32 protein-coding genes are annotated in these 25,858 nt (G+C 63.2%); 13 read left to right on the top strand and 19 right to left on the bottom strand.

The window, feature by feature from the left end; genetic code table 11:
• Positions 1-48: 48 nt before the first annotated feature.
• Entirely contained in the window at positions 49-708 is a 660-nt protein-coding gene (locus GJR96_RS01780; RefSeq protein WP_151161364.1) for a helix-hairpin-helix domain-containing protein, read from the bottom strand.
• A 44-nt stretch (positions 709-752) separates the two neighbouring features.
• Entirely contained in the window at positions 753-1,562 is an 810-nt protein-coding gene (locus tag GJR96_RS01775) for a shikimate dehydrogenase (RefSeq protein ID WP_151161363.1), read from the bottom strand.
• A gap of 208 nt (positions 1,563-1,770) precedes the next feature.
• On the opposite strand from GJR96_RS01775, the gene GJR96_RS01770 reads away from it, so the two are divergent.
• The 6 genes from GJR96_RS01770 to GJR96_RS01745 all read left to right on the top strand — a co-directional run bounded on the left by GJR96_RS01770 (position 1,771) and on the right by GJR96_RS01745 (position 7,694).
• A complete protein-coding gene (locus GJR96_RS01770; protein WP_151161362.1) occupies positions 1,771-2,742 on the top strand; it encodes a calcium/sodium antiporter in 972 nt (323 codons plus the stop codon).
• A gap of 87 nt (positions 2,743-2,829) precedes the next feature.
• Positions 2,830-4,191 carry a sodium:calcium antiporter gene (locus tag GJR96_RS01765; RefSeq protein ID WP_154326158.1) on the top strand — a complete coding sequence of 454 codons (1,362 nt, stop codon included), beginning with the start codon at positions 2,830-2,832 and terminating at the stop codon, positions 4,189-4,191.
• A gap of 93 nt (positions 4,192-4,284) precedes the next feature.
• On the top strand, positions 4,285-5,604 hold the full coding sequence (locus GJR96_RS01760) for a D-aminoacyl-tRNA deacylase (RefSeq protein WP_151161361.1): 1,320 nt from the start codon (positions 4,285-4,287) through the stop codon (positions 5,602-5,604).
• 155 nt (positions 5,605-5,759) lie between these two features.
• Positions 5,760-6,893 (top strand): cell division protein FtsZ, encoded by a 1,134-nt coding sequence (ftsZ, locus tag GJR96_RS01755; RefSeq protein ID WP_151161360.1) that lies wholly within the window; start codon positions 5,760-5,762, stop codon positions 6,891-6,893.
• A 173-nt stretch (positions 6,894-7,066) separates the two neighbouring features.
• A complete protein-coding gene (locus GJR96_RS01750) occupies positions 7,067-7,240 on the top strand; it encodes a protein translocase SEC61 complex subunit gamma (protein ID WP_004044219.1) in 174 nt (57 codons plus the stop codon).
• Between the two features lies 1 nt (position 7,241).
• Positions 7,242-7,694, top strand: coding sequence for a transcription elongation factor Spt5 (locus tag GJR96_RS01745; RefSeq protein ID WP_151161359.1), 453 nt, complete (start codon positions 7,242-7,244; stop codon positions 7,692-7,694).
• Positions 7,695-7,828: 134 nt separating this feature from the next.
• Here GJR96_RS01745 and GJR96_RS01740 read toward each other — a convergent pair whose 3' ends face one another.
• On the bottom strand, positions 7,829-8,131 hold the full coding sequence (locus GJR96_RS01740; RefSeq protein WP_151161358.1) for a DUF7565 family protein: 303 nt from the start codon (positions 8,129-8,131) through the stop codon (positions 7,829-7,831).
• A 128-nt stretch (positions 8,132-8,259) separates the two neighbouring features.
• Here GJR96_RS01740 and GJR96_RS01735 point away from each other — a divergent pair, with 128 nt between their 5' ends.
• Positions 8,260-8,994, top strand: a complete 735-nt coding sequence (locus tag GJR96_RS01735) for a PHP-associated domain-containing protein (protein ID WP_151163860.1) — start codon at positions 8,260-8,262, stop codon at positions 8,992-8,994.
• A 25-nt stretch (positions 8,995-9,019) separates the two neighbouring features.
• On the opposite strand, the gene GJR96_RS01730 is transcribed toward GJR96_RS01735, so the two are convergent.
• Complete coding sequence (locus GJR96_RS01730) at positions 9,020-9,568, bottom strand: metal-dependent hydrolase (RefSeq protein ID WP_151161357.1); 549 nt, start codon at positions 9,566-9,568, stop codon at positions 9,020-9,022.
• Positions 9,569-9,692: 124 nt separating this feature from the next.
• Positions 9,693-10,226, bottom strand: coding sequence for a CinA family protein (locus GJR96_RS01725; RefSeq protein WP_151161356.1), 534 nt, complete (start codon positions 10,224-10,226; stop codon positions 9,693-9,695).
• A 137-nt stretch (positions 10,227-10,363) separates the two neighbouring features.
• On the opposite strand from GJR96_RS01725, the gene GJR96_RS01720 reads away from it, so the two are divergent.
• Positions 10,364-11,578 carry an ArsA family ATPase gene (locus GJR96_RS01720; RefSeq protein WP_151161355.1) on the top strand — a complete coding sequence of 405 codons (1,215 nt, stop codon included), beginning with the start codon at positions 10,364-10,366 and terminating at the stop codon, positions 11,576-11,578.
• Between the two features lie 24 nt (positions 11,579-11,602).
• Here GJR96_RS01720 and GJR96_RS01715 read toward each other — a convergent pair whose 3' ends face one another.
• The 5 genes from GJR96_RS01715 to GJR96_RS01700 all read right to left on the bottom strand — a co-directional run bounded on the left by GJR96_RS01715 (position 11,603) and on the right by GJR96_RS01700 (position 15,259).
• The gene (locus GJR96_RS01715; RefSeq protein WP_151161354.1) at positions 11,603-12,445 is read right to left on the bottom strand and encodes an SDR family oxidoreductase; all 843 of its coding nucleotides are present in this window, start codon (positions 12,443-12,445) and stop codon (positions 11,603-11,605) included.
• A gap of 84 nt (positions 12,446-12,529) precedes the next feature.
• Positions 12,530-13,324, bottom strand: a complete 795-nt coding sequence (locus GJR96_RS01710; RefSeq protein WP_151161353.1) for an endonuclease V — start codon at positions 13,322-13,324, stop codon at positions 12,530-12,532.
• A 1-nt stretch (position 13,325) separates the two neighbouring features.
• Positions 13,326-14,234 (bottom strand): rhomboid family intramembrane serine protease, encoded by a 909-nt coding sequence (locus tag GJR96_RS01705; RefSeq protein ID WP_151161352.1) that lies wholly within the window; start codon positions 14,232-14,234, stop codon positions 13,326-13,328.
• A 164-nt stretch (positions 14,235-14,398) separates the two neighbouring features.
• On the bottom strand, positions 14,399-14,521 hold the full coding sequence (locus GJR96_RS18375; RefSeq protein WP_255471327.1) for a hypothetical protein: 123 nt from the start codon (positions 14,519-14,521) through the stop codon (positions 14,399-14,401).
• Between the two features lie 204 nt (positions 14,522-14,725).
• The gene (locus tag GJR96_RS01700; RefSeq protein WP_151161351.1) at positions 14,726-15,259 is read right to left on the bottom strand and encodes an inorganic diphosphatase; all 534 of its coding nucleotides are present in this window, start codon (positions 15,257-15,259) and stop codon (positions 14,726-14,728) included.
• 339 nt (positions 15,260-15,598) lie between these two features.
• Between GJR96_RS01700 and GJR96_RS01695 the strand changes: the two genes are divergently transcribed.
• A complete protein-coding gene (locus GJR96_RS01695) occupies positions 15,599-15,958 on the top strand; it encodes a PadR family transcriptional regulator (RefSeq protein ID WP_058572636.1) in 360 nt (119 codons plus the stop codon).
• A gap of 22 nt (positions 15,959-15,980) precedes the next feature.
• Here the strand turns inward: GJR96_RS01695 and GJR96_RS01690 are convergent, their stop codons facing one another.
• Both GJR96_RS01690 and rnhA read right to left on the bottom strand, forming a co-directional pair.
• Positions 15,981-16,541, bottom strand: a complete 561-nt coding sequence (locus GJR96_RS01690; protein ID WP_151161350.1) for a DUF7108 family protein — start codon at positions 16,539-16,541, stop codon at positions 15,981-15,983.
• The gene (rnhA, locus tag GJR96_RS01685) at positions 16,534-17,127 is read right to left on the bottom strand and encodes a ribonuclease HI (RefSeq protein ID WP_151161349.1); all 594 of its coding nucleotides are present in this window, start codon (positions 17,125-17,127) and stop codon (positions 16,534-16,536) included. The genes GJR96_RS01690 and rnhA overlap by 8 nt, the downstream gene beginning before the upstream one ends.
• 119 nt (positions 17,128-17,246) lie before the next feature.
• On the opposite strand from rnhA, the gene GJR96_RS01680 reads away from it, so the two are divergent.
• The 3 genes from GJR96_RS01680 (at position 17,247) to GJR96_RS17995 (ending at position 19,846) form a co-directional block, all read left to right on the top strand.
• Positions 17,247-18,230, top strand: a complete 984-nt coding sequence (locus GJR96_RS01680; RefSeq protein ID WP_151161348.1) for a transcription initiation factor IIB — start codon at positions 17,247-17,249, stop codon at positions 18,228-18,230.
• Between the two features lie 143 nt (positions 18,231-18,373).
• Positions 18,374-19,636, top strand: coding sequence for a DNA repair protein NreA (gene nreA / locus GJR96_RS01675; RefSeq protein WP_151161347.1), 1,263 nt, complete (start codon positions 18,374-18,376; stop codon positions 19,634-19,636).
• A gap of 36 nt (positions 19,637-19,672) precedes the next feature.
• Entirely contained in the window at positions 19,673-19,846 is a 174-nt protein-coding gene (locus GJR96_RS17995; RefSeq protein ID WP_191965793.1) for a hypothetical protein, read from the top strand.
• Between the two features lie 24 nt (positions 19,847-19,870).
• Here the strand turns inward: GJR96_RS17995 and GJR96_RS01670 are convergent, their stop codons facing one another.
• From GJR96_RS01670 to GJR96_RS01655, 4 genes are all read right to left on the bottom strand, one after another.
• The gene (locus tag GJR96_RS01670; RefSeq protein ID WP_151161346.1) at positions 19,871-20,326 is read right to left on the bottom strand and encodes a DUF302 domain-containing protein; all 456 of its coding nucleotides are present in this window, start codon (positions 20,324-20,326) and stop codon (positions 19,871-19,873) included.
• 86 nt (positions 20,327-20,412) lie between these two features.
• The gene (locus GJR96_RS01665) at positions 20,413-20,982 is read right to left on the bottom strand and encodes a GrpB family protein (RefSeq protein ID WP_151161345.1); all 570 of its coding nucleotides are present in this window, start codon (positions 20,980-20,982) and stop codon (positions 20,413-20,415) included.
• The gene (locus tag GJR96_RS01660) at positions 20,979-21,650 is read right to left on the bottom strand and encodes a CPBP family glutamic-type intramembrane protease (RefSeq protein WP_151161344.1); all 672 of its coding nucleotides are present in this window, start codon (positions 21,648-21,650) and stop codon (positions 20,979-20,981) included. Before GJR96_RS01660 ends, GJR96_RS01665 begins: the two co-directional genes overlap by 4 nt.
• Before the next feature lie 2 nt (positions 21,651-21,652).
• Positions 21,653-21,934, bottom strand: a complete 282-nt coding sequence (locus tag GJR96_RS01655; protein ID WP_151161343.1) for a DUF5789 family protein — start codon at positions 21,932-21,934, stop codon at positions 21,653-21,655.
• Between the two features lie 146 nt (positions 21,935-22,080).
• Here GJR96_RS01655 and GJR96_RS01650 point away from each other — a divergent pair, with 146 nt between their 5' ends.
• A complete protein-coding gene (locus GJR96_RS01650; RefSeq protein WP_151161342.1) occupies positions 22,081-23,079 on the top strand; it encodes a DUF7139 domain-containing protein in 999 nt (332 codons plus the stop codon).
• 30 nt (positions 23,080-23,109) lie between these two features.
• Here the strand turns inward: GJR96_RS01650 and GJR96_RS01645 are convergent, their stop codons facing one another.
• From GJR96_RS01645 to GJR96_RS01635, 3 genes are read right to left on the bottom strand one after another with little or no spacing between them, the layout of a single operon-like run.
• Entirely contained in the window at positions 23,110-23,649 is a 540-nt protein-coding gene (locus GJR96_RS01645) for a Mut7-C RNAse domain-containing protein (protein WP_225317692.1), read from the bottom strand.
• On the bottom strand, positions 23,646-25,394 hold the full coding sequence (gene polX / locus GJR96_RS01640) for a DNA polymerase/3'-5' exonuclease PolX (RefSeq protein WP_151161341.1): 1,749 nt from the start codon (positions 25,392-25,394) through the stop codon (positions 23,646-23,648). Before polX ends, GJR96_RS01645 begins: the two co-directional genes overlap by 4 nt.
• Entirely contained in the window at positions 25,391-25,831 is a 441-nt protein-coding gene (locus GJR96_RS01635) for a DUF5788 family protein (protein WP_151161340.1), read from the bottom strand. The genes polX and GJR96_RS01635 overlap by 4 nt, the downstream gene beginning before the upstream one ends.
• Positions 25,832-25,858: the final 27 nt, after the last annotated feature.

Genomic DNA, 25,858 nt, shown 5'->3' with positions numbered 1-25,858 from the left:
CAATCGGCGCGTCGGGTAAACGGTTTCGTGACGTGTCAGCGGTTCTGCTTACGCGTCGCTCGCGCGGTCAATCCAGCGTTGGACCCGCTTCGGAGACACGTCGATTGCGTCGCCGACGTCGTCTGCGTCGGCGGCGACGAGGTCCGAAACGGTCTCGATACCGATGTCGGAGAGCCGTTCTGCGTAGGCCGGGCCGATGCCGCGAATCGTATCGACGGAGGGCGATTCACTCTCTTCGGCCTCAGGCTCTTCGTCCTCGTCGGCTTCGACTGCGTCTGGCTCTGCTGCGTCGGTCTCTTCAGTTTCGTCCGCTGCTTTCGCTTCGGCTTCTTCGGCCGGTTCGTCCTCTTCGACGCTCTCTGGTTCGGCTTCTTCGGCCGGTGCAGTTTCCTCAGCGTCTTCAGCCACTTCATCGGCGTCTTCACCTTCGTCGACGACAGCGGCGTCCGGTTCTTCCGTTGCTTCGGGTTCGGCCTCTTCGATGGTCGCTTCGGCTTCGTCTCCCGCTTCAGGTTCGGGTTCCTGCGTCTCTTCGACCGGTTCTTTCACCGCTGCTTCCGTCTCGATGTTCGCTTCCTCGCGCTCGGCGCGCGTGTCCCGTTCGACCGTAACGGTCGCTGATTCGTCACGTTCGCTTTGCGAAGTGGACGAGGAGTCGCCACCAATGAGGGATTTCAAGAAGGACGAGATACTGTCAAGCAAGCCCATATTAGTTTGTCATATGCAATCCGGTTATTTAAAAACCGGCGGCCTCAGCCGTCAGCGAGGTGTGCCCTGAGTGCGGCGTTCATCTCGTCGACGGGTGCGTCGAGTCCGGTCCAAATCTCGAACGCTTCGACACCTTGGAGGAGGAGCATCCAGGCACCGTCGACGGTAACCGCGCCCACGTCGGCCGCCTCGCGGAGCAACCGAGTTTCGAGCGGTGCGTACACCGCATCGAGGACGGCGAGGTCTGCGTGGAGGTACGACGCCGGAACTGGAGTCTCATCGGGTGCATCCATCCCGACGCTGGTCGCATTGACGAGGATATCTGCGTCTCCGACCCGTTCGAGTGTGTCTAACCCGCCGCCCGTCGCACCGGGGACGGCAGCGGCCAGTTCAGTCGCCTTCTCCGCCGTTCTGTTGGCGACGTGGACCGTTGCACCACTATCGGAGAGTGCGAACGCGGCGGCACGGCCCGCACCGCCGGCACCGACCACGACGGCGCTCGACCCGTCGATTTCTACGCCGTGTCGTTCGAGTGACCGTGTGACGCCGGCGGCGTCCGTGTTGTAGCCTACCGGGCCATCTGGGCCGAAGTCGATGGTGTTGACCGCACCGATGCGTTCGGCCAGTGGGTCCGGGTCGACGAGGGCCAGTACGTCCTGTTTGAACGGAATCGTGACGTTCACGCCGGCGATACCGAGTGCGTCCGCACCGGCGATGGCGTCGGCGATGGCGTCCAGTTCGGGTTCGAAGGTGACGTATCGCGCGTCGACCCCCGTCGCCTCGTAGGCCGCTTCGTGCATCGGCGGCGACAACGAGTGCCCGACGGGGTTGCCGACGAGGCCGTAGACTTCCATAGCCGGGTGGAGTCTCGCTGGTGATATAATTCGCCCGTCTGCGTCGGATTCCGCCGCGACTCTGTTCGGCGTCCCCACGGCGACGAAGCCGCCGTGATTCGCACGTGAACAGTCACCAGAGCTACCAGTGAGGCCTCGGTATGTCAATCGATAGCGACCGCACGGTGTACCGGCGTACTTTTGGTCCCCCGTTGGTCTACTCCCGCGTATGTCGGCACTCGCAACCCTGCTTTCCTTCGATACCGCCCTCTTGGTGGCTGGTATCGTCGCACTCTATCTCGGGGCCGAGGCACTCGTCGAGGGTGCTTCCCGCCTCGCTATCGGTCTGGGTCTCCGGGCAGCAATCGTCGGTGTGACCATCGTCGCGTTCGCGACGACGACGCCAGAACTGTTCGTCGCCGTGTTGAGCGGACTGGGATACAGTTCTGACCTCGGACTGGGCGCAATCGTCGGGTCGAACATCGCCAACATCGGCCTCGTGTTGGGTATCTCCGCGCTCATCCAACCGATGGGTGTCTCGACGGCGACACTCCGCCGTCACGTCCCCTTCATGATTGCTGCAGCGGTGACACTCGTCGCCCTCGGAATGGACGGGAACCTCAGCGCACTCGACGGCGGTATCCTCCTCGTCATCCTCGTGGTGTTCACTGCGTTCTTGCTCTACCGCGCACGCTCCGCGAAGGCCGACGCGATTGGAACCGACGAAATCGACATCGAAGACGAAGATGCGGTATCCGCCCAGTTCAAAGACGTTCTCTACCTCGGTGCTGGTCTGCTTCTCTTGTTCATCGGGTCGAACTGGCTCATCCAGGGAGGGAAGGGACTCCTCGAAGCCTACGGTTTCAGCACGCGCTTCATCGGACTCACCATCCTCGCGTTCGGTACCTCCCTGCCCGAACTCGCGGCGTCGGTCATCAGCGCCGTCCGCGGCGAGTCCGAGTTCAGTATCGGCAACGTCGTCGGGTCGAACATCTACAACGTCGTCGCCGTCCTCGGCATCCTCGCCATCATGGTTCCGGTGAACGTTCCCGCGAGTACGATTTCGCTCGACTTCCCCGCACTCCTCGCGTTCACGTTCGGCGTCATCCTCCTGATGCTCCGCAATCGAGACGTGTCTCGCCTCGACGGCGGGATTCTGCTAGGTGGCTATCTCGTCTTCTTCTGGCTCATCCTCCCCTAACAGCGAACCTGTCGGCGGAGGGTGACATTCTTGTCGTGCGGTTGAAACGCAAGAGCTACCGACCCCCCAGACGCTAGTGTAGGCACGATGGTACGACGACGACTGAGCCACCCACTGGTCGCAGTGTTCGGTGCTGCCCTCCTCACCGTGCCGTGGTTGGGGCTCCACTCACTCTTCGGTATCGAGCTCCAGACTGGTGTCACGGTCGCATTGAGCGGCATCGCCGTCCTCGGCGCATCGTTCCTCCTCGCGTGGGGTGCCGAGACGGCGGAAGCGGACGTGCCGCGCGCATTCGCCTTGGCTATCCTCGCTGTCCTCGCAGTCGCTCCCGAATACGCCGTCGACGCACTCTACGCGTGGGAGGCGGGTATCAATCCAGGGTCGCCCGAATCCGCCGAGGCTGCCAGTCTCGCCGTCGCCAACATGACTGGTGCGAACCGCATCCTCATCGGTATCGGCTGGTCTGCAATCGCGCTCTTCACCGTCTTCCGAGCGCGTGAGACCGGCGACGAGGCTGTCGAGAACCGCCCCGGGTTCCTCGCCGACGCCGTCCGTCTGGACACGGGCATCTCGACGGAGATTCTCTTCCTCTTCGTGGCGACGATGTTCGCGTTCTTCGTGCCACTCGGTGACGGAATCGGCGCGTTCGACATGTTCGTCCTCGTCGGCCTCTACGTCTCGTACATCCTCGTCGCGTTGAACTCGCCGCACGAACACGAAGAACAGATTGGCGTTCCCGCGTATCTTCAGTCGTACGTCAAACCGAAGCGCATCGCCACGACGCTCTCGTTGTTCCTCTTTTCGGGGTTCGTCATCCTCGTCGCCGTCGAACCCTTCGCCCACGGCCTCGAAGAACTCGGCACCGCCGTCGGCGTCCCGCCGTTCTTGATGATTCAGTGGGTCGCACCGCTCGCCAGTGAGAGTCCCGAACTCATCGTCGTCGCCTACCTCGTCAACAAGGCCCGGTCGACAGCTGGATTCAACGCACTCATCTCGTCGAAACTCAACCAGTGGACGCTCCTCATCGGCACGCTCGTCCTCGTCTACAGCCTCTCGCTCGGCTACTACGGACCGCTCCCGCTCGACAACCACCAGGCAGGTGAAATCTGGCTCACCGCCGCGCAGAGTTACTTCGCAATCGCCGTCCTCATCTCGCTCACGATTAGCGTCCGCGAAGCGCTGGTCCTCCTCGGCCTGTTCTTCGCGCAGTTCATCTACGCCGTCACGGGGGCAGCAGTCACCCTCCCGATTCCCGTCCTCGGCCTCGTCACGCTCGACGGGACGACGTCGCTCTTCGCCTTCGCTGTCGTCTACATGGCGCTCGGGACGGGGCTGTTCATCATCCGCTGGCGTGAACTGCACTCGGTCGCCAGACGGTCCATCCGACGGGTACGCGGCGACTTCACCGAGGACGCTTCCGAGGAACCCGTCGCTGCTGCCGAGGACTGAACGCGCCCGTACTGTTCGGTTGCAGTCGCTTCGACTACACGTCTCTTCGCCGTTTCCGACGCCCTTTTCGCCACCGTCGGCGACCCTCGAATCGTGATTGGAATCGTCGTCAGCCGCGCCGACATCGCATCGGTCCACATCGGCGAGCACCTACTCGACATCGCCGAGTGGGACGCACAGACCGACGAGGACCGACCGGACGCCGACGGTGGCGGCACGTTCTATCGCCGTGAGGGGTTCGAACTCCGTGAGTTCGACGACCTCCACATCTACCTCGACGACCCCGCCGAGGCGTTTGCTGCGGACCTCGACCACCTCGCCGTCGTCTCTCGACACTCCGGCGAGACGGGGCCACTCTTGACCGCACACTTCACTGGGAACTTCGGCCCCGCCGACTACGGTGGTGATGCAGGTGACTTCGCTCGCGCCTGTCCAAACGCCCAACGCGCCGTCGTCGCGGCCCTCCGTGACCACGCACCCGACGGCTACGAGGTCGGTATCGAGGCGACACACCACGGGCCGACGCGGACCACGGTCCCGTCGATGTTCGTCGAACTCGGGAGTGGCGAGGACGAGTGGGAAGACCCAGACGGTGCACGCGCCGTGGCGGTCGCCGTCCTCGACATCGAGGGCGTCGACGCCGACACCGACCGACAACTCGTCGGATTCGGTGGCGGCCACTACGCGCCGCGGTTCCTTCGCGTCCTCGACGACACCGACTGGTGTGTGGGGCACATCGCGGCGGATTGGCAACTGAAGGCGATGGGGTCGCCCGACGAGAACCGTGACGTGCTTCGTCGCGCGTTCGAGGCGTCGGCGGCCGACGTTGCACTCGTCGACGGCGACCGAGACGACCTCGCCGCCGTCCTCGATGAGGAGGGGTATCGCGTCGTCTCCGAGACGTGGGTCCGCGAGACTGCTGGCGTCCCACTCGCTCGCGTCCGCGAACTCGAATCTGATATCACGCGCATCGAAGACGGACTCCGATTCGGAGCGCACATCGACGCGGACGCGTACGACGTCGTATCGCTTCCAGATGGACTCCTCGGCGAGGCACAGGGCGTCGACCTCGACGACGCTCTCGACGCCGTCGCAGAGACGACAGTCGCGTTCCACACGACCGAGGGCGGCGTGCGCGCGGTCGGTCGCGCCGCAGTCACCGGAGCGGGATACGACGAACTCGTCGAGCGTCTCTGTGAGATTTTACGCCGGAAGTACGACTCGGTCGTCCGTGAGGACGGTACTGTCACGGCCCGCACCAGTGCGTTCGACCCCGACGCGGCACGCGAGTTAGGCGTTCCAGAGGGCCCGGCGTTCGGGAAACTATCGGCTGGACAGGTAGTCGAAGTCGACGGGGAGACTATCGACCCCACGGACGTCTCGCGCGAGCGAGTTGTCGAGTTCACAGTGTGACGCAGTTAGTTATCAATTAAGTGCGATTGTCATATTTCTCGTAGATTGTATCAGAATGAAATTATTAAATGACCCAAATATCGGCATCGTCAGACGCTCGTCTGACACAAGGGGGAAAGATAATTAGTCATCCTCCGTAAACCGTCTGCACAAATATGGACTCTATCGTCGACGACGCAATCGATGAGGCCGAGGACATGGGGGATGGGACGACCGAAGTCGGCGGCCCGAACAACATCAACCGGTCTGGCACGATGACTGACGACGAACTGAAAGCGGTTCTCAAAGACCTTCAGACCAACATCACGGTGGTCGGGTGCGGTGGTGCGGGTGGCAACACCGTCAACCGAATGCACCAAGAGGGTATCAAGGGAGCCAAACTCGTCGCTGCGAACACCGACGTGCAGCACCTCGTCGAAATCGGTGCTGACACGAAGATTCTCATGGGCGAGCAGAAGACGCAGGGCCGTGGTGCCGGGTCCCTCCCGCAGGTGGGTGAAGAGGCGGCACTCGAATCGCAAGAGGAGATTTACGACGCCATCGAAGGCTCTGACATGGTGTTCGTAACGGCCGGTCTTGGTGGCGGCACTGGGACGGGGTCCGCGCCCGTCGTCGCGAAGGCGGCACGCGAATCTGGCGCACTCACCATCGCTATCGTCACGACCCCCTTCACGGCCGAAGGAGAGGTCCGACGAACGAACGCCGAAGCGGGTCTGGAACGCCTCCGCGACGTCTCCGACACGGTCATCGTCGTTCCGAACGACCGCCTGCTCGACGCCGTCGGGAAACTCCCCGTCCGGCAAGCGTTCAAAGTCTCCGACGAAGTGCTGATGCGCTCTGTCAAGGGCATCACCGAACTCATCACCAAACCGGGTCTCGTCAACCTCGACTTCGCCGACGTGAAGACGGTCATGGAACGTGGTGGCGTCGCCATGATTGGTCTCGGCGAGTCCGATTCGGAGTCCAAGGCGCAGGAGTCGGTCAAATCCGCGCTTCGCTCGCCGCTTCTCGACGTGGACATCTCCGGCGCGAACTCCGCACTCGTCAACGTCACCGGTGGGTCGGACATGAGCATCGAAGAGGCAGAAGGTGTGGTTGAGGAGATTTACGACCGCATCGACCCCGACGCGCGTATCATCTGGGGGACCTCCGTCGACGACGAACTCGAAGGCATGATGCGGACGATGATTGTCGTCACGGGCGTCGAATCGCCGCAAATCTACGGCCGCAACGGGCAGGTCCAAGAAGCCGCACAGGAACGCCTCGAAGACATCGACTACGTCGAGTAATCGGTCGCAACCGCGACTCGGTGGACCGCATCGGTCGGACTCGTGTCGGCGGGTCGTCCGTGCTGGACACGACCGCACTCGTTTTTCTGTCGACGCATGTCGTACAGACGTGTCGCTCCGAAGCGACGAGCATCAATAGATAGAAAAAGCCGGCCGTCTTAGCCCCCACCAACATGGACGTCAAATACGACCTCAACAGCTACGTTCGCGTGCTGAAACTCGCGAGCACGCCTTCCTGGCAGGAGTTCTCTCAAATCTCCAAGATTGCCGGCGCGGGCATCTTCCTGGTCGGACTGCTCGGATTCATCATCTTCGCGGTCATGAGTTTCCTCCCCGGAGGCGTCTGAGATGCCAATCTTCGCCGTAAAGACGACCGCTCGCCAAGAGCGAACGGTCGCGGACATGATTGCGTCGAAGGACTTCGCCGAGATTCACGCCGTCCTCGCGCCCGACTCGCTCACGAGTTACGTGATGGTCGAAGCAGACGACGACGGTATCGTCACGCGCGTCCTCGAAGAGATTCCACACGCCCGTGGTCTCGTCGAGAGTGGTGGGATGGTCGGCACGTCCAGCATGGCCGAAGTCGAACACTTCCTGTCGCCGACGCCCGACGTCGAAGGCATCGCCGAGGGTGACATCGTCGAACTCATCGCCGGCCCGTTCAAAGGCGAGAAGGCACGCGTCCAGCGTATCGACGAGACGAAAGACCAGGTCACCGTCGAACTCTACGAGGCGACGGTTCCGATTCCGGTCACCGTCCGCGGCGACCAGATTCGCGTCCTCGACTCCGAAGAGCGATAAGCACCGCTCGGTCAGTTCTCTCTCCTCTCTCCGTATTCCGCGGCACCCCTACCGAGTCGAGCGTATGAAGCTCTCACCGGAGTCGGGCGTATCGACGGTCCCACCAACACCCTGCCGCACGCGAACAGTCGTTCTTACAGCGCGCCCTTCTCACGGAGTTGCTGGACGATACTGTTGAGGTCTGCTTCGTCTTCGACGGCGTCTTTGACGTCTTCACGGATGCGGACCGCCGTGGAGTCTGCTTCGTACGCGCGGACGAACTCCGCGCGGGTGTGTTCGTCGAAGGCGTGGCGAATCGCGAAGTAACCCTCGGGGACGATGGTCCCACACACCTTACACTCGTGTCGCTCGTGTTCCGTCGTCTGGTGGATGATGACACTTTCGACGTCTTCGAAGCGTCCACCACACCCTTCGACACCGCACTTCCACCTAGGCATGTTCGACCCGACGGACGTGGGGGACTAAACCGTTTCTTCGGACCCCTGTCGTCTCAGAAATAGCAACCACTAACTATCGTCTACCCCGACGTGGTCGTGTGACCGCGAGCACGACGACACGGGTAGACATGCACGTGAAGATTCTCGACGAGCGAGTCGTCTCTCGTGCGAAAGCCCGCGGTATCGACGTGCTCGTCTACGCACCGCACTTCGTCCGTCTTCCCGACATCCGTGCTCGCGCCGAGCGCTTTTCCGACGACGAACTGCTCGTCGTCCCGGCCCGTGAGGTGTTCACGGGGTCGTGGCGCGACCGCAAACACCTCCTCGCAGTCGGCCTCGACGACCCAGTCCCCGACTTCATCACCCTCGACGGCGCACTCGACGAGTTCGCCCGACAGGAGGCAGCGACCCTCGTCCCGCACCCTGAACTGCTGACGGTGAGTCTGACCATCGACGACATCCGTCAGCACCGCGACGCCATCCACGCTGTCGAGACGTACAACGCCAAAGCGTTCTCGCGTCACAATCGTCGCGGACGCGAAATCGCCCGCGAGGCCGCGCTCCCCGGATTCGGGTCGTCGTACGCGCACCTGCGCGGGAGCATCGGCGAAGCGTGGACCGAGTTCGACCGTGACATCGACTCGGAGGCGGACCTCGTCGACGCACTTCGAAACGGTGACGAGCGACACGTGATGCGCCGCTCTGGACTCTCACACACGCTTCGCGGCGCAGTCGAATTCGCCCACCTCGGCTTCGAGAACTCGTGGGGGAAGATAGACCGACTCCTCCTCTCGGGGATGGAACCGACCCACCCGAACCACATCGCGTACGACGGCGCGTTCGACGACGTGAGCGTCTACTGAGCGTCTGATTTGCCTGATTTGCCGTTCAGAGAACCACCGTGAGCGCCGCCGTCGCGTCCACGAACGACGCCGCGGCGTTCGCCAGCGACACGTCGAGCGAAACGAGGTAGTAGTGGACGCCGGCCAAGACGCCGAGTTCCGCGGCCGTCACGAGGAGCGTGACCGCGTCAGCGTGTTTCGAACTCGTCGCCACACCCGTCGGCAGGTCGTACTCCTGGGGCGAGAGGGGGTAGAACAGGGCGATGCCCCGCTTCGACCCGACCATGTCGAGGACGTAGTGGGTGGCGACGCCAATCCAGACGAAGTGGAGGTTGTCGAAGACGAGTGGGAAGGCGAGGAACGCAATCAACACCGGGAGGTTGTGGAGCGTCTTGCGGTGCTTTCCGAAGGCGGTGTCCACGTCGGGAAAGAGTGCGCCGAGGATGACCGGGAGCGACAACTGTCCGATTTTCTGCGCGAGGTGGACGTACGTCTCCACACGATTCGGTTCGAACGTCCGCGGGTCGACAGTGAGAATGACACCGAGTCCGAGGGCTAAGAGGATGGCATTGAGCACGTGCCCCTTCTTGTTCATGCGCTGAGACTGGCCCGCCGGGATACAAAGCTTTCCCACGAAACCGACCGACTGCGGTAGCCCACTGTCGCGTCCGTCCGGCCTGTCGCGTCTGTCCGACCTGTCGCATGGCGTCTGTGGTGTCTCAGTCGTCGGCGTTCGCGCTGACCGACCCGATTTCTTCACGAAGCATCTCCAGCGCACCGCGCGCAATCTGTTCTTTCACCTGCGTCCGCGACCCGTCGTACTCGAATCGTTCGACACGCGTGTACGATTCTTCGGACCCCCACGGCGCGGCGAACGCGATGCCGACGAAGACGGTGCCGACTGGCTTACCGGGTAACCCGCCGTCTGGCCCGGCGATACCCGTCGTCGCCACACCCCACGTGGCGTCGGCAACGTCGCGGACGGCGGCGGCCATCTCGCGGGCGACGGGTTCCGAGACAGCACCGTACTCGTCGAGACTCTCCCGCGAGACGGCCAGTTCGTGGCGCTTGGCGTCGTACGAGTAGGTGACGAGCGAGCGGTCGAAGTAGTCGCTCGACCCCGGCACGTCGGTGAGGAGCGACCCGATGAGGCCACCGGTACAGGACTCGGCGACGGCGACGGTGTGGCCCGCGTCGCGGAGGGCGTCGCCCACGCGTTCTTCCTCGGGTGGGTCGGATGCGAACTCGCGCATGCGACAGACGACGGTCGGATGGGACAAAAACCCGGTCGGCGAGGCGGTGGTGGTCACCACCGTCCCGTCTCCCGCGGCACCCAATCCGAGGTTCCGAGACCGAGAAGTACACAAAGCCTGGCCGTTTGGGGTCCGACATGGACATCGACGTCGAGCCGACCGACCGCCCCCAAGACGACGCAGACGACGCTGGCGACGACGGTCCAGCGGAGATAGAAGTCGAAGTCACGGACCGCGAGGAGGAGACGACTACGGACCGTGCAGACCTCCCGCGTGGCATCGACGCCCCCGACTACGTCCTCTACGGCGGCAAGGGCGGCGTCGGAAAGACCACGATGGCCGCGGCGACGGCACTCGCCAGTGCAGCAGACGGGACGGCGACGCTCGTCGTCTCGACGGACCCTGCCCACTCGTTGTCCGACACGCTGGGCATGCCCCTCCCCGCCGAACCGGCGCGGGTTCGCGAGGACATCCCCCTCTACGCGGCGGAAATCGACCCCGACTCGGTGATGGAAGGGCCGTTTGCGGGCGGCGGAGACGCTCCCGCGGACGACGAGACGGCCTACGACACGAGCGACTACGACGACGACAACCCGTTCGTCGGCGACGACGGCGGGGCCTCTCCGTTCGGCGGTATGGGTGACGCGATGGGTGGATTCGAGGACCTGCTCGGTGGCGACGGGCCGATGGGGATGGCTGGGTCGATGCCCGGCGCGGACGAGGCAGCGGCGATGCAGCAACTCCTCGAATATCTGGACGACCCGCGATTCGAACGCGTCGTCATCGACACCGCGCCGACCGGCCACACGCTCCGACTCCTCGAACTACCGGAGATGATGGACTCGATGCTCGGTCGCATCGTCCGCATGCGCGAACGCTTCTCGGGGATGATGGACAGCGTCAAAGGCATGTTCGGCGGCGGCCCGGACGACCCGCAAGCGGGTATGGCCGACCTCGACGAACTCCGCGAACGTATCGAGCGCCTTCGCGCCGTCCTTCGTGACCCCTCGAAGACGGACTTCCGTGTCGTCATGATTCCCGAAGAGATGAGCGTGGTCGAGTCGAAGCGTCTCGTCGCCCGTCTCGACGAGTTCGGCATCCCGGTGCAGACGCTCGTCGTCAATCGCGTCATGGAGCAGGTAGACGACGTGGCTGACGTGGACTCCTCGTGGTTCGAATCACCGGACCTCGAACACTGTGGATTCTGTCAGCGTCGCTGGAAAGTTCAGCAAGAGGCACTTCGGTCCGCGACGGACCTCTTCCGTGGCCGTGACGTGAAACGGGTTCCGCTCCTCGCAGACCAGGTGCAGGGTGAAGACGCGCTTCGCGTCGTCGCGTCCTGTCTGGAGTAAGGAAGGCCGTCGGCGAAACCGGCCCTACGGGAGTTTGCGTGCGAACCCGAACAGGGTGTCGCGCCACGAATCTGGCAGGAAGCGACCGAGCACGCCGATTTGGGCGACTGTTCCGGGCTGGTAGCGTGCCCGTGGTTTCGTCGAACTCGCCGCGTTGACGATGTCTTCTGCGACTCGCTCCGGGGGAATCGCACCGGGACCAGTGCCGCCGAGTGCTTCGGTATCGTCGAAGAGTTTGTAGAACTTCTCGTAGGCACCCGACCGCTCGATACCGTCGGTCTCGTCGCCGCCGTTGACCTGGTCTTCGACGCGGTCTGAGAATTGCGTCTCCACCGGGCCGGGTTCGACCAGCACGGCGTCGATACCGTACTCTTCGACCTCGGCGCGGAGTGCGTCGGTCATCGCTTCGAGCGCGAACTTCGACCCCGCGTAGACGCCGCCGCCGGGGAAGGAGACGCGCCCGACGACACTGGAGACGTTGACGATGGTCCCGTCGCCCTGCGACCGCATGTGAGGGAGGACGGCACGCGTGAGGCGGTGTGGTCCGTAGACGTTCACGTCGAACTGTTTGTGAACCATCTCCGTCGGCACGTCCTCGATGGGGCCCATCTGGCCGTAGCCAGCGTTGTTGACGAGACAGTCGATGCGACCCTGTTCGTCGAGGATGCGGTCCACGACGCGGTCGACGTCACTCTGGTCGGTCACGTCGAGCGTCGCGATGTTCGCACCGCGGTCACCCAGCGTCTGGATGTCTGCCGGGTTTCGGGCGGTGGCGTAGACCTCCCACTCCTCGTCAAGGAAGTCGAGCGCCGTGGCACGCCCGATTCCCGAGGAACAACCGGTGATGAGGACCGTCTTTTGATGCACGTCGGTACGTCGAACCGTGCGCTGTTAAGTGTACGCGATTCGCCACGACGATTCGACCGTCGTGAACCCCGTTGGGCGGGGTTGCTACTCGTACTGCGCTTTCGCCTCGTCGGCGTAGGTGTCTGCGAGGCGCGTCGGTTCGGGGAGCTTGTAGTCGCCGGAGAGGCGTGAGACGAGTTCGACTGCCGTCTCGGCCGAGAGTCGGTGACCGGGACTGACGTACAGTGGATTGATAATCGGCCGCGAATCGTACTGTCGCGACTGGAAGGCGTATCCGATGGTCGTCTCTGGAGTGGCGGGGTGTCCGCCGACGGCATCGACCGAGTCGTCTGCGCGAATCGGTGTCTGCCAGCCTTCGGGTCGGCCGTCTACGTCCTCGTCAGGTGTGCCGCAGAGGAGCGACTTGGCGACGCCGATACTCGGCACGTCGCAGACGACGCCGAGGTGTGTGGCGAGGCCGGCCTGTCGGAAGTGGATGCGACCAGACCCATCGAAGACGAGGAGGTCGGGGTCGCTGTCGAGTGTGGCGAGCGCGTCGAGGATGGGTCCACCCTCGCGGAACGAGAGGAGACCGGGAACGTACGGCAAGTCGAGTTCGGAGACGGCGTGGACGCGTTCGACCACTTCACCGCCGCGCAGGACGACGACGGCGCTCAGGGCACGGTCGTCGAGGAATGACTGGTCGATGCCGGCGACGAGCGGCGGGTCAGAGACGCCCGAGAGCGTCGTCGTTGTGGGGTCGGCGAGCGAAACGCTTGTCGGGTCGAACGACAGGTCGTCCTCGAAGACGGCCGTCTCGGCGACGCGGCGCTGGAGAGACTCCATCTCAGCGCGCGCGAGTCCGGGTCGCGGTGCGAGTCCGGGATGTACTTGCCGCATCTCAGCGTCGGCCGGGGCCGCGACGCATTCCTCCCCCGAGCGACATCTCACTGGGGACGCTTCGGTTGCCTTTCACACGCTGTCCGTAGGCGAGTCCGATGACGAGGCCGACGAGGTGAGCGAAGTGCGCGACGTTCCCCTGTCCGGCCGTCGCGGCCGTCCCCGGCGAGAGGAAGAACACGACAGAGAGGGCCGCGAACCCGAAGGTGAACAGCCACAGCGGGATGGGGATGAGGAAGTACAGATAGATGCGCAGCCCGGGGTTCAGCACCGTGAGCACGCCGAGGACGGCGAAGACGGCACCAGACGCTCCGAGAACCGACGTGGGGACGCCGGGCGTCAGGATGAGGGCGCTCCCGATGTGCGAGAGGCCGGCGAGTGCGCCCGCACCGACGAACAGGAGGGCGAACTTCCGCGACCCGATGTACCGTTCGACTGGTGGGCCGAAGAAGTACAGCACGATGCTGTTCCCCACGATGTGGTAGAACGAGAACGGACTGTGCGAGAACACCGAGGTGACCCACGTCCAGACGTACAGCGGGTGCTCCGTACTCAGCGTGAAGATAGCGCTGAACAGTGCGCCCGAGTTCGTCACGAGGAGGACGAGCCACTCGAAGAGGAACATCACCCACATGATTGCGAGGAACAGGTAGGCCATGTTCCCCCGGAAGTAGCCGAGGAACCCGCCCGTGCTCGTCAGTGAGTTCAAAAGCCCGCCGGCCCGACGCTTCTCCGTCCGAACAGAGTCGTCAAAGTCGCTCTCGAAGATGCCAGAGGGGTCGTCCCACTCCGAGAGCCCCGGGCAGTCGTGGTTCTCGGGAAGTCGGTGTTCAGCACAGAACGTGCCGCCACACCGCGAACAACGGTACGGCAGGTTCTCGTGCCGTCCGCAAACGTCGCAGGTAGCCATTACTCACGACTTGCAGCGACGAGATAAAAAGGGGTTGCCTCGCGCGCGTGTCAATCGCACACCTCTCTCCGGACATCTGTCTCTGGTCGCCGTACGCGTCACAGGCGGTATCGGCGCCGAGAGACGACACTAGCCGAGGCGAACGGCGGGAGAGAATCCGAAAATCAGGCGTCGTCGTCGCTGTCTTCGTCGGCGTCTGCGCTCGCCTCAGTTGGGGGCGTGAAGTTCGTCGGAACGACAGTCGGGTGGTTAAGCCCGAGGCGGGGTTGCTTCGCTGCCATACTCACGTGTACCTACGAGAGCGATAGCCAAATAATTACTCATGCGCATAATTTATCCGCGGGGCGGTGAGGATAACTGCAGGGTATGCACCTCGATGCTGTCGGGTGGTCCCTCCGACTCAGTTCGGCAAATAGCGTGGAGGCTCCTGACGACGACGAGCGCATCTGCTCCCGACCTGACGGCGCGAAAAAGGACAGTGATGGTGTCGCTTACGCGAAGTTCTCTTCGTAGAGGTCCATCGCGTGCTCGATGGCGTCCTTCGCGGCCTGCTTGTCTTCCCAGCCGAGGGTCTCGACTTCCTTGCCCGCTTCGAGGTTCTTGTACGTCGAGAAGAACTCGTCAATCTCGTCTTGGAGTTGCTGTGGGATGTCTTCGAGGTCCTCGATGTGGTCGTAGCGCGGGTCCTCGGTGGGGACGGCGATGACCTTGTCGTCCTGTTCGCCGTCGTCGTCCATCTTCATGAGTGCGACGGGGCGTGCTTCGATGACGCAGCCGGGGAACGTCTGGTCTTCGACGAGGACGAGCACGTCGAATGGGTCTTCGTCGTCGTAGTACGTCTGCGGCATGAACCCGTAGTCAGACGGATAGTGGACGTTCGAGTGAAGCACACGGTCGAGGACGACACCGGGGATGTCCTTGTCGTACTCGTACTTGTTGCGCTCGCCTTTGAGACACTCGACAACTGCGTAGATTTCGTCCGGCGCGTTGGGGCCGGTCTCCATGTCTTCCCAGAGATTCGCCATATTGAACCCATCCTCGAAACGGGCAAAAGTCCTTTCGGCATCGGTCTCGTAGCTTCGCTCCAAGTTGGTTCTACGGCGGCGACGCTACGTACCTGATTTCAGATATATTCCTCAGAGCTTCCTCTCCGAATCGTACAGGTATCCGTGAGGTATTCTCTAGGTATGCTCTCTGTTTCTCTCCTCCTCGTGAGATAGATACTCACGGACGAATGAATCTGTCCGAAAATCGGCATACCTGTCCGTCTTCTCCGTGGTTCCCGCTATACTACGGGTGCCCGGATGCACGAAACCGACTGCGCGTTGACAAAGTTTAAATAGGTAGGTGACATTTCCATATGCATGTCAGAGGCACAAACTATTGGCAACAAATCCGGTGCGGCTCGGGACCTCACCGCGTTCCAACAGAACATCCTCGTCATCCTCGCCGAGGAACCGATGTACGGTCTTGCAATCAAGCGCCACCTCGAAGAGTACTACGACACCGAAGTCAACCACGGGCGTCTGTACCCCAACCTCGACGACCTCGTCGAGATGGACCTCGTCGAGAAGAGCGAACTCGACAAGCGCACCAACCAGTACGAACTGACCGACGATGGTCTCCAGGCCGTCCTCGACCGCTTCGACTGGATGCTCTCGAAGTTCGTCACCGACGACGAACGCGCCGAGATGGTCTCGGACCTCATCGAAGCCAAGCTGTAATCACACGAAACCCCCGGTTCGCTCACCTGTATTCGGGCACTTCGGCGCCTACGGTGTCGAAGATCAGTTCGAGCGAGTCCGAAAGTAACGACTGCTGTTCAGTGGTCGGCCACGCATTGCGTGGATAATATTCTTCGACGAACTCGCGTACCTCAGGAGCGCCTGCCGTCTCTATCTTCCGAACGTAGTGGTTACCGAGGAAGTCCGCGAACGCGCGAGCGTTTGCTGCGTGCACTTCACCGTGTTCGGCGGCGACAGCCTCGACGACGGCGGCGTTGTGTGTTTCGACTGCGCTCCACTCGTGTTCTTCGCCAGTCCCCGAGAGTGGGCGTTCTATCCCACGGTCGACGTCGTCGATTTGTGACGGGCGGACGGTTCCATCGTCGTCGACCCACTCGGCAGGGTGGAGGACGAGCGTCTCGTCTTCGTCGCGGAGGCGGGCGACGAAGTCGTGCGGTTCGACGAGTTCGTCTCGTGCCGACAGATACGTCGCGCGTTCGTCTGGGTCGACGGCGTCGCGTGCCAACCGAGTCAACCGCTCTGCTTCTTGCAATACCTCTTCGGGGAGTTCTGGGTCAGGCATCGTCGAGGGCCTCGTTGGCTAGAGAGTCGGCGCGGTCGTTTATCTCTCGCGGTACGTGTTCGAGCGACCAGCGGTCGAACGTAGAGAGGAGTTCGTTGGCTTTCACACGTCGTTCGCGGAGGCCGGGGTCGTTGGTCTTCCACTCGCCGCGGACCTGCTTGACGATGAGTTGCGAGTCGCCGCGGACGTCGACTTCGTCGTAGCCGTAGTCTTTGGCGACCGAGAGGGCCTCGACGAGTGCTTCGTACTCCGCGCGGTTGTTGGTCGTCTTTCCGATGCGTTTGGAGCCTTCGGCGACGATGCCGTTGCTCGTCACGATTGCCCATCCGATGGCCGCAGGGCCGGGGTTCCCGCGACTCGCACCGTCGAAGTAGACGTGTGCCCGTCCGCCCTTTGGTTGTAGGGTAGTCAGCAGGTCGGCCGGGTTGGCACCCTGAACGACGACTTTGTCGTCGTAGGCGACGGCGCTGGCGTCGCCACGCTCGGCGCGCCAGCGCTCGTACTCCGTGTTGCCGGATTTGACGGATACGCCTGCCTCTTCGAGTCGTCGTCTGGCATCGTCGGGGTCACACTCGACCGTCGGCATACCACCACCTCGCTGGGGCCTCGGTATAGGCGCTCCGTTCGCCGCCGCGTTCGTATCTTGACTGTCACTCTCGCCGGGAAAACTTTCAAGTATCAGGCCATAGACAGTATATAAATGCGATGAAACGGCCCACACGCCAGCGGGAACGCGAGTACGACCGGACTCGATGGGGAGGCGAGTCGGAAGATGACGAAGTGACAGACGAAGACGAGATAGACCTCGACAACCTCGACCCGGACGAAGTCGTTCGGACTGCGGACGGTGAGTTAATCCACGAAGAGACAGGAATCATCATCGAAGAAGAACGAATCGACCCCGGCCCGGAGTGGCGTGCGTTCAACCACTCTGAACGACAGTCGAAGTCGCGTGTCGGTGCGCCGACCACCAAGACGATGCACGACAAAGGCCTGACGACGACTATCGACTGGAAGGACAAAGACGCCTACGGCAGGTCGATTTCGTCGGAGAAGCGGTCGCAGATGCACCGTCTTCGAAAGTGGCAAGAGCGCATTCGGACCAAAGACGCCGGCGAGCGGAACCTGCAGTTCGCCCTCAGCGAAATCGACCGCATGGCGTCCGCACTCGGCGTCCCACGGTCCGTACGTGAAGTCGCATCGGTCATCTATCGACGTGCACTCAACGAAGACCTGATTCGGGGACGCTCCATCGAGGGCGTCGCCACCGCGACGCTCTACGCCGCCTGTCGGAAAGAGGGGATTCCGCGCTCACTCGAAGAGATTGCCGAAGTCTCGCGCGTCGAGCGAAAGGAGATTGGTCGAACCTATCGGTACGTCTCCCAAGAACTCAGCTTGGAGATGCGCCCGGTCGACCCGAAGAAGTACGTCCCTCGCTTCTCGTCGGAACTCGACCTCTCGAAGGAAGTCCGGTCGAAGGCGAACGAGATTATCGAGACGACGGCCGAACAAGGCCTCCTCTCGGGGAAGTCACCGACGGGATTCGCCGCCGCCGCAATCTACGCCGCCTCGCTGCTCTGTAACGAGAAGAAGACTCAGCGCGAAGTCGCCGACGTGGCGCAGGTGACGGAAGTCACTATCCGGAATCGCTATCAAGAACAAATCGAAGCGATGGGCATCCACGCCTGATTGGTCTCAGCCCCCTGAATTGGCACGGTACCCGACAGAACCGTCGCGACACTCATCGTGGGTGCTGACACACTTCGTTTTCACCCCTGTCTCGACGACGCTGTCGCCGAAGGTTCATACCTGAGGGCGACTCACATCCGGTGATGCGGCTCGACGAGTTCATGGACATCGAGCGAGACGAACGCGCCGAGCGACGGCGTCTCGCCGAAGAGAAGTCCTACGGCATCCTCGACCACCTCGAGACGTTTCAAGACCGGTTCGAGGAGACGGTCCAAGGCGACTCGCTCTACGGCGGCGTCTCGCCGTCCATCTTCGTCGGACGGTCGAACTACCCGCGCGTCTCGACGGGCATCCTCTCGCCTGTCGGCCACGACGAGGACGCCGACACGTTCGAGACGAGTGCCGCGTGGTACGACGAAGGCGTGAGTATCTCGGACGTGTTCCAGCGCCGCACGTCGCTTCTCAACTCGAACCGCGGCACGAAGGTGACGAACGTCGCAGACTCGTGGGACGGATTCCTCGGTACTCAGCGCGAAGTCGCCATCGCCGACAGACCCGTCACGGTCGAAATCGGCCTCGACGGGAAACCCGAGTTGGACCTCGACGCACACTCCGACGACGTGGCGACGCCCGTCGGTCCCCGGGCCCGTGCTCGGTCTGCTGACCTCGCCGAGAACCCACACGTCCCACGGGCGGTAGAAAAGACGCTCGAAGACGACGACTGGAACGCACAGGGGGCGATGACGTACCTCTACCGACGCGGGTTCGACGTGTACGACATCAACACGATTCTGTCGGCGGGTGCGCTCGGCCAGACCCAACAACGCCGTCTCGTCCCGACGCGCTGGTCGATTACCGCAGTGGACGACACACTCGGGAAGTACCTCCGTGGCACGGTCAAGCACGCAGAGACCATCGACGGCGTCGAAATCTACCGAAACGAGTTCCTCGGAAACGCCTTCTGGGTCATCCTCGCGCCGGGTCGCTGGGAGTTCGAGTTGGTCGAGATGAAAGCGCCGGGAAGCGTCTGGAACCCCGACCCTGAGGCGGGGATGTACCTCGCCGCGGACAGCGAAGGGTACGAGGGGCGCACCTCGTACGTGAACGAGACGGCCGGCGCGTACCACGCCTCTCGGTTGGGTGTCCTCGAACACCTCCACGACCGAGGAAGGCAGGCGAAGGCGCTCGTCCTTCGACACGTCTCCGACGAGTACTGGGGGCCGGTCGGCGTCTGGCAGATTCGTGAGTCGATTCGGCACGCCTTCGAGGGTGACAAAGCCGATGCAGAGACGTTCGGCGGTGCAGTTCGCGACGTGACCAACTACTTACCCGTCTCACTGGGTGACCTCCGCCGGAAGTCCACGATGGCCGCCGGTCTCCAGACCAACATCTTCGACTTCGGTTAGTAACACATATTTGACAGCCCCGAGACATACTCTCGCATGGTCCCGTTACAGATACCCGGTGGCCCAGAACTGCTCATCATCTTCCTCATCTACGGCGTCCTCGGCCTCTTGCCGATTGCGGCGGCGCTCGTGGGGATGTACCTCCTGTACAAGATTCGCAACGACATCGGGCGAATCGCGGACGCACTCGAAGACCAAAATTCGGTGTAGTTCGGCCGAACCGCTGGACGACGCTCAGGCCTCGACGGCGTCGAGGTTGGCGAGGGCTTTTTCGACGAGTTCGCCCGTGTCGGCGATGATGTCCGCCATCTCCTCGTTGTCCGGTCCGATGCCGATGAGGCGAGCGACGCGCATGATGCTCAGGTGGTAGACGACTTGCTTCCCGGGTTCTTCCTCCCAGATGACCACGTTGCACGGGAAGAGGCCACCCATCTTGTTGTCGGTGGCGGTGAGAGCGCGGTCCGCCATCGCGGGGTTGCAGGCACCGAGGACGTAGTACGGGTCACGGCCGGCGTCGACTTTCTCGTTGAGCATCTCCGACGGCGAAAATTCGGTTGCGACACCGAACCCGGCGTCCGTGAATGCCTCGCGGACGTGCTCGATTGCCGCCTCGTGGTCCATGTCGAGAACGACGCGTTCCTCGCCGATGTCTTCCGGTTCGATGGCGGTCGGGTCGATTGGGAGTGCCATACCCACGTGTTCTCTCTCCGGCGTGGAAAAGGTACCTGTATTGTGTGGGGCACGCACAGAGGTGTCCGTCTGTTGTCTCTCGGTGGTCAGTCCAAATCGCAGTCGTCGAGGACAGACTGGACGAACTTCGCTTTTGCGTCGGTGTACGATTCGCGGTCGTCTGGGTGCGCGTCGGCCAACGCCCGCTTCTTCTGTTCGTACTCGGCCGCAAGGTCCGGATTCGAGCGCAACGCGTCACGAAACACCACCTGTTCGCGGTGACAGTCGCTCCCTCGTTCGGTCACAGAGAGGTAGTGCGTGCGACGCGAGGGTGGCCCGTGGGCGAAGAAACGTCGGTCCGGAACCTCGTCGTTCAGTCGTTCCTCGTACCCCGCGTCGGCGAGCACGCGGGCCACTTCGCCCGTCTCGCCGAGGTCCGCAACGAGAACGAGCATGTCGACGATTGGCTTCGCGGCGAGTCCCGGAACCGCGGTGCTGCCGACGTGTTCGAACCCGAGGACGTTGGGTCCGAGGCGTGGGCGGAGACGGTCGACTTCGCGCTCGTACGCGTCGTACCACGCCGGATTGTGTGAGACGAGTTCGACTGTTCCGCGAGCGAGTCCGAGTCCCGAGTCGTCGGCCATTGCGTGGGCCGAGTCGTCGTCCGAGTCAGTCATAGCGGAATCGGAAGCCACTGCAACGCGGCCGCGACGTCTTCCGGTGGGAACAACGGTGGGTGCAGTACCAACCAGTCGAGGAGAACGAGGCCGAACCCGTGAGCGACGATGGAGGGGAGAATCGAGCTACTCTCGTAGTCGACGAGGCCGAACAGCACGTCGGTTGGGGCCGACAGCAGGAGTTCAATCGGCGGTTTCCCGACGTGGTGGAATGCGTAGAGAACCGGGCTGATGAGTGCGCTCTTGCGGCCGATTTCACGGATACCGACACAGAGCAAGCCACGGTAGTACGTCTCGGCAGCGACGACGACGAGCAGTTGCTGTGCGGCGTGCGGAAGGAAGTCGGCGAGCGCCGTCGACGTGTGCCACATCGGGTAGTACGTCCGAATCGTCGGCAGCGACGACCCGACGAGGTAGAACGGGAGGACGAAGAGGGCGAGGAGGACGGTGTTACGGAGTGCGTTGCGGTCGACGGTCCACCCGAGGTTCTTCCCGTGTGCGAGCGCGAATGCTCCGGGGACGAGGATAAACAGGAGGGCGTCGTGGACCGCGCGGTAGGTAAGGTCGCCGGCGGGAAGAGACCAGAGACTCCACGCGGCACCGACCACGCCTCCGACGAGGAGGGCGCGGTAGAGCCACGGGAGTCGCGCGAACCGGCGACGGAGCACCGCTATTCGGTCGCAACCGGACCACGGCCAACGACGTCGAGCACGTCGTTGACGAAGGTCTGGCGCGTGTCGAAGTACGTCTCGTCGACGTCGGCGAGGATGTCTTCGAGGGTCTGCGGACCACTCGGCGTGCGGATGACCGCGTCGCCTTCTTTCTTCAGAATGCTACTCTTCTCCTGGGGCCACGTCAGTCGAGAGGCGACGCGCGCGAGGGGCGCACCTTCGACGGACTCTCCTTCGCCCAGTTCGACGACGGGTGCCTCGTCTGCTTCCTCGTCAGCCATGGGCGAGGGTTAGCCACCGCGCATGATAATCCCTTCGAGATTCGTATGTGATCCCGCGACGACCCGAGACCGACAGCCCGCGACGTGTCGACAAACAGACAATCGTCTGACGCATCGTTTTAGGGACTGGTTTCGTAGGCCGTGTCATGACTAGTCTATCGGAGGCATATCACGGTGGCCGCGGCGGCCCGAGTCTCCGACGGCTGTCCCTGGGGTTCGGGGTGTTCATCGCCGGCGCACTGCTCGTCATCGCGGGCATCGTGGTCACGACCACCGACGTCTACACGTTGGGTGGGGCCACACTCGGCGAAGCACGCGAACTCGGGGGCATCCTCGGTGGCCTCGGCGTCCCCGCCGTCTTCCTCGGCGTGTTCGCGGTGCTACCAGCAAGCCGTCGGACTCGCGCTGCGGCAGTCATCGGTGCCAGCATCGCCGTCCTCGGTGTCGGACTGTTCTCGCACGCGTACCCGTGTCAGTGGACCGGTGCGACGTGTGGTGCGGGCCTGACAGACTTGACCCTAGAGACCGTCGGCGTCTACTTCTTCGGCACCATCACCACCTTCTGGTGTCTGTTCGTCGGCGTCGCCAACTTCAAGACGCGAAACGACCCCGGCGGCACGGCGACCGTTCAGGTGACGAAGAAGGGTGAGACCCGCATCGTCGAAGTCGAAAAGACGGTTCGCGGCGGACTCAGCGGCATCGGGTTCCTCGGTGGGACCCCCGACGGCAACGTCGAGACACAGACGAACTCGCCGTCCGGGTCGGGGATGGGCGGCGCCGCAGGTGCCACCGACGGTGGTGCCTCGTCGAACGCGATTACGCCACTCGACCTCGAACCGACTGAGGCCCCGAAAACCACCCAGTCCACCCAGTCCACACAGACCGCACAGACCGCACAGTCCACCCAGAGTGCGCAGCGTGCTGGTGGTTCGGCGTCCACCGCCGGCGCTCCCGCCAACGCCATGGAGCATCCGGCCGCGGAGCGACCACAGACTGCCACGGTCGGGGACCGATACTGTGGAAACTGCACGTACTTCGAGTACGTCCGCACCTCGGAGGGCCTCCAGCCGTACTGTGCGGCCCACGACGAGATGATGCAGGACATGGAAGAGTGCGACGAGTGGTTCCCTCGAAGTCGCTACTGAGTCGGTAACGAGTCTCGATTTCTCCCATTCTCAGGATTCGTTCAGCCGCGATTCGACGTCGCGCCAGTGACTCCCGCGCCAGTACACTTGCCCACAGTCACGACACCGCCACAACGTCGTCTCGCTCAATTCTGGCGCGTATTCGGGGACTGAGTCGCCGTCTTCGAGCACGTCGATGACTCCGTTGCACGCACTACACCGTGCAGGGAACTCACCGAGTGAGATGATGAACCCGACTGACTCGAGTTCCCGGAGTTGGTCGAGTGGTGTCCGGCCCGCGACGAGGACGCTTCGCGGTGCCTGTTCTGCGAGGGAGATATCGCGGGTCAAGAGGACACGGTGCTCCTCACTCACGCGATGTAACAGGGCTTCGTCACCGGGGTCCCCCCCGTCACCGTCCATCGCGTACGCGGTATCGTAGCCACACATCCGTAGATACGTAGCCAATTTCCCGAGCATCACGTCGAGGAGGAGTGCGGTGTCGTCCGGTGAGGGCGACTCGACGCCGGATGCGACCGTCCCGGGGTGGTCGGCCCCGATACCTCTAGTCGGTCGGTTCTCGTCGGTCAATGCAGGAAGTCGGTGAGGTCGTCGAGAGACCACGTGTTTATCACGTCGGCCGTCTCGACCCACCCGCGTCGGGCCGTGTGGACGCCGTAGCGGGCGTGGTCGAGTTCTGCTGGGCGATGGGCATCGGTGTCGATTGCGATGGTCGCCCCCGCTTCGACGGCGATTTTGAGCGCTTCGCCGTTCAGGTCCAGACGGTACGGACTGGCGTTGAGTTCGAGTGCGACGCCGTTCTCGACGGCGGCCTCTGCGAGTCGTTCGTAATCGAGTGGGAGTCCGGGACGGCGGTTGATGAGGCGACCGGTCGGGTGGCCGAGGACGTCGACCGCGGGGTGTTCCATGGCCCGAACGAGTCGTTCGGTGGCCGTCTCGCGGTCCTGGTCGAGGGCGCTGTGTGGCGAGGCGACGACCACGTCGAGGTGGTCGAGTACGTCGTCGGCGACGGAGAGGCCGCCTTCGGCGTCGACGTTCGCCTCCACACCGGTGAAGACGGTGATACTCGCGTCTTCGGCGACGGCCCGAACTTCGTCTATCTGTTCGAGTAACTCGTCGTCGTCCACGCCGACGCCACCGACCATTCCCGGTCCCGTGGCGTGGTCCGAGACGACGTGGAAGTCGTAGCCCCGTTCTTCCGCCGCGGCGACCATCTCTGCGATGGTGTTGTCGCCGTCGGACCAGTTCGTGTGCGTGTGGAGGTCACCGCGAATCTCACCGGCTTCGATGAGGTCGGGGAGCGACCCGTCGGTGGCCGCTTCGATTTCGCCGGTGTCTTCGCGCATCTCCGGCGTGATGAGCGGCAAGTCGAGCGCCGCGTACATCGATGCTTCCGTCTCGCCGGCGACACGTCTCCCGACGCGGGGGCCACCGTCAGGGTCGTCTACGTCCGAGATATCGAACATCCCGTACTCGTTCATCTTGAGGCCGCGGTCGATTGCGATGTTTCGCAGGTGGACGTTGTGGTCCTTGCTCCCCGTGAAGTACTGGAGAGCAGCACCGTACTCGGACGGGTCGACGACGCGCAAGTCGACGCGCATCGCGTTGACTCGGGTACTCGCTTTCTGTGCGCCTGCCTCGATGGTGTCGTCGACGAGGTCCCACGCGAGGAAGTGGTCGATGACTGCGGAGGGGTCGTCGCTGCCGACGAGGATGTCGATGTCGCCGACTGTCTCGCGCCAGCGTCGCATCGACCCGGCGGGTTCTGCTCGGCCGACAGCGTCGTGCTCGCCGAGGTACGCCAGCAGGTCGTCGGCGACGGGGCGGGCCTTCCCGAGGAGTTCTCGACCCGTCGCCTTGCGGGCGAACTCGATGCCTTCGAGGATGTTCGCTTCGGTCTTCGCGCCGAAGCCTTTGACCTCCTGAATCTGCCCGTCGCGGGCGGCGGCCTCCAACTCGTCGAGGTCGGTGATGCCGAGTTCCTCGTAGAGTGTACCGACCGTCTTCGGGCCGACGCCTTCGACGCTCGTCAGGCCGGCCATGTCCACTGGCAACTCGTCTCGCAACTCGTCTAACTCTTCGATGTGGCCCGTCTCGACGTACTCGACGATTTTCGAGGCGATAGCGTCGCCGACGCGGTCTATCGCTTTGACGGCGTCTTCGCCCTCCTCGGCGAGTTCTTCGACTGGGTTGGGGTACTCGCGGACGTTCTCTGCCGCACGGCGGTAACTCGACGGTTTGTACGCCACGTCCTTCGCGTCGAGCAGGTCGGCGAACTCTTCGAGGAGGGTCGCAATCTCGTCGTTTCGGCTCATCGGCCACCTCGCTTGCTCTTGCCACCGTCACGACCGAGCGCTTTCTTCAGGAAGTTCATCCAGCGCTTCTGGTCGGCGGCGTTCTGGAGTTTCGCCTCCTGTTCGAGGTCCGTGGGCCGGAGTTGTTCGAGCGCGTTCAGCGCCCGGTCGATACCGATGATGTCGTCGACGAGTTGGCGGCCTTCCTCGTAGCTTATCTCGCCGTCTTCGATTGGTTCGAGTCGTTCGAGGCGCTCACGACGGAGATTTCGCTTCGCCTGGTCGACTCGTTCGCGCTCGCCCGGAGGGATAGTGTCGCGGCGCTTTATCTCGAAGACGAACTGTTTGAGGTCGATATCTTCACCCTGGACCTCGATTCGCTCGGGAATCTGGACACCGACCGTCGCCCCCTCCCGATTGACTCGTTCCAGGAGTTGTTTGCGCTCGAACTCCTTCACGCTCTGACGTTACCTCGCGTGACACTT

This window comes from Haloferax litoreum (assembly GCF_009674605.1).
Classification (GTDB): domain Archaea; phylum Halobacteriota; class Halobacteria; order Halobacteriales; family Haloferacaceae; genus Haloferax; species Haloferax litoreum.
This window is presented reverse-complemented; position numbering and strand designations above follow the sequence as displayed.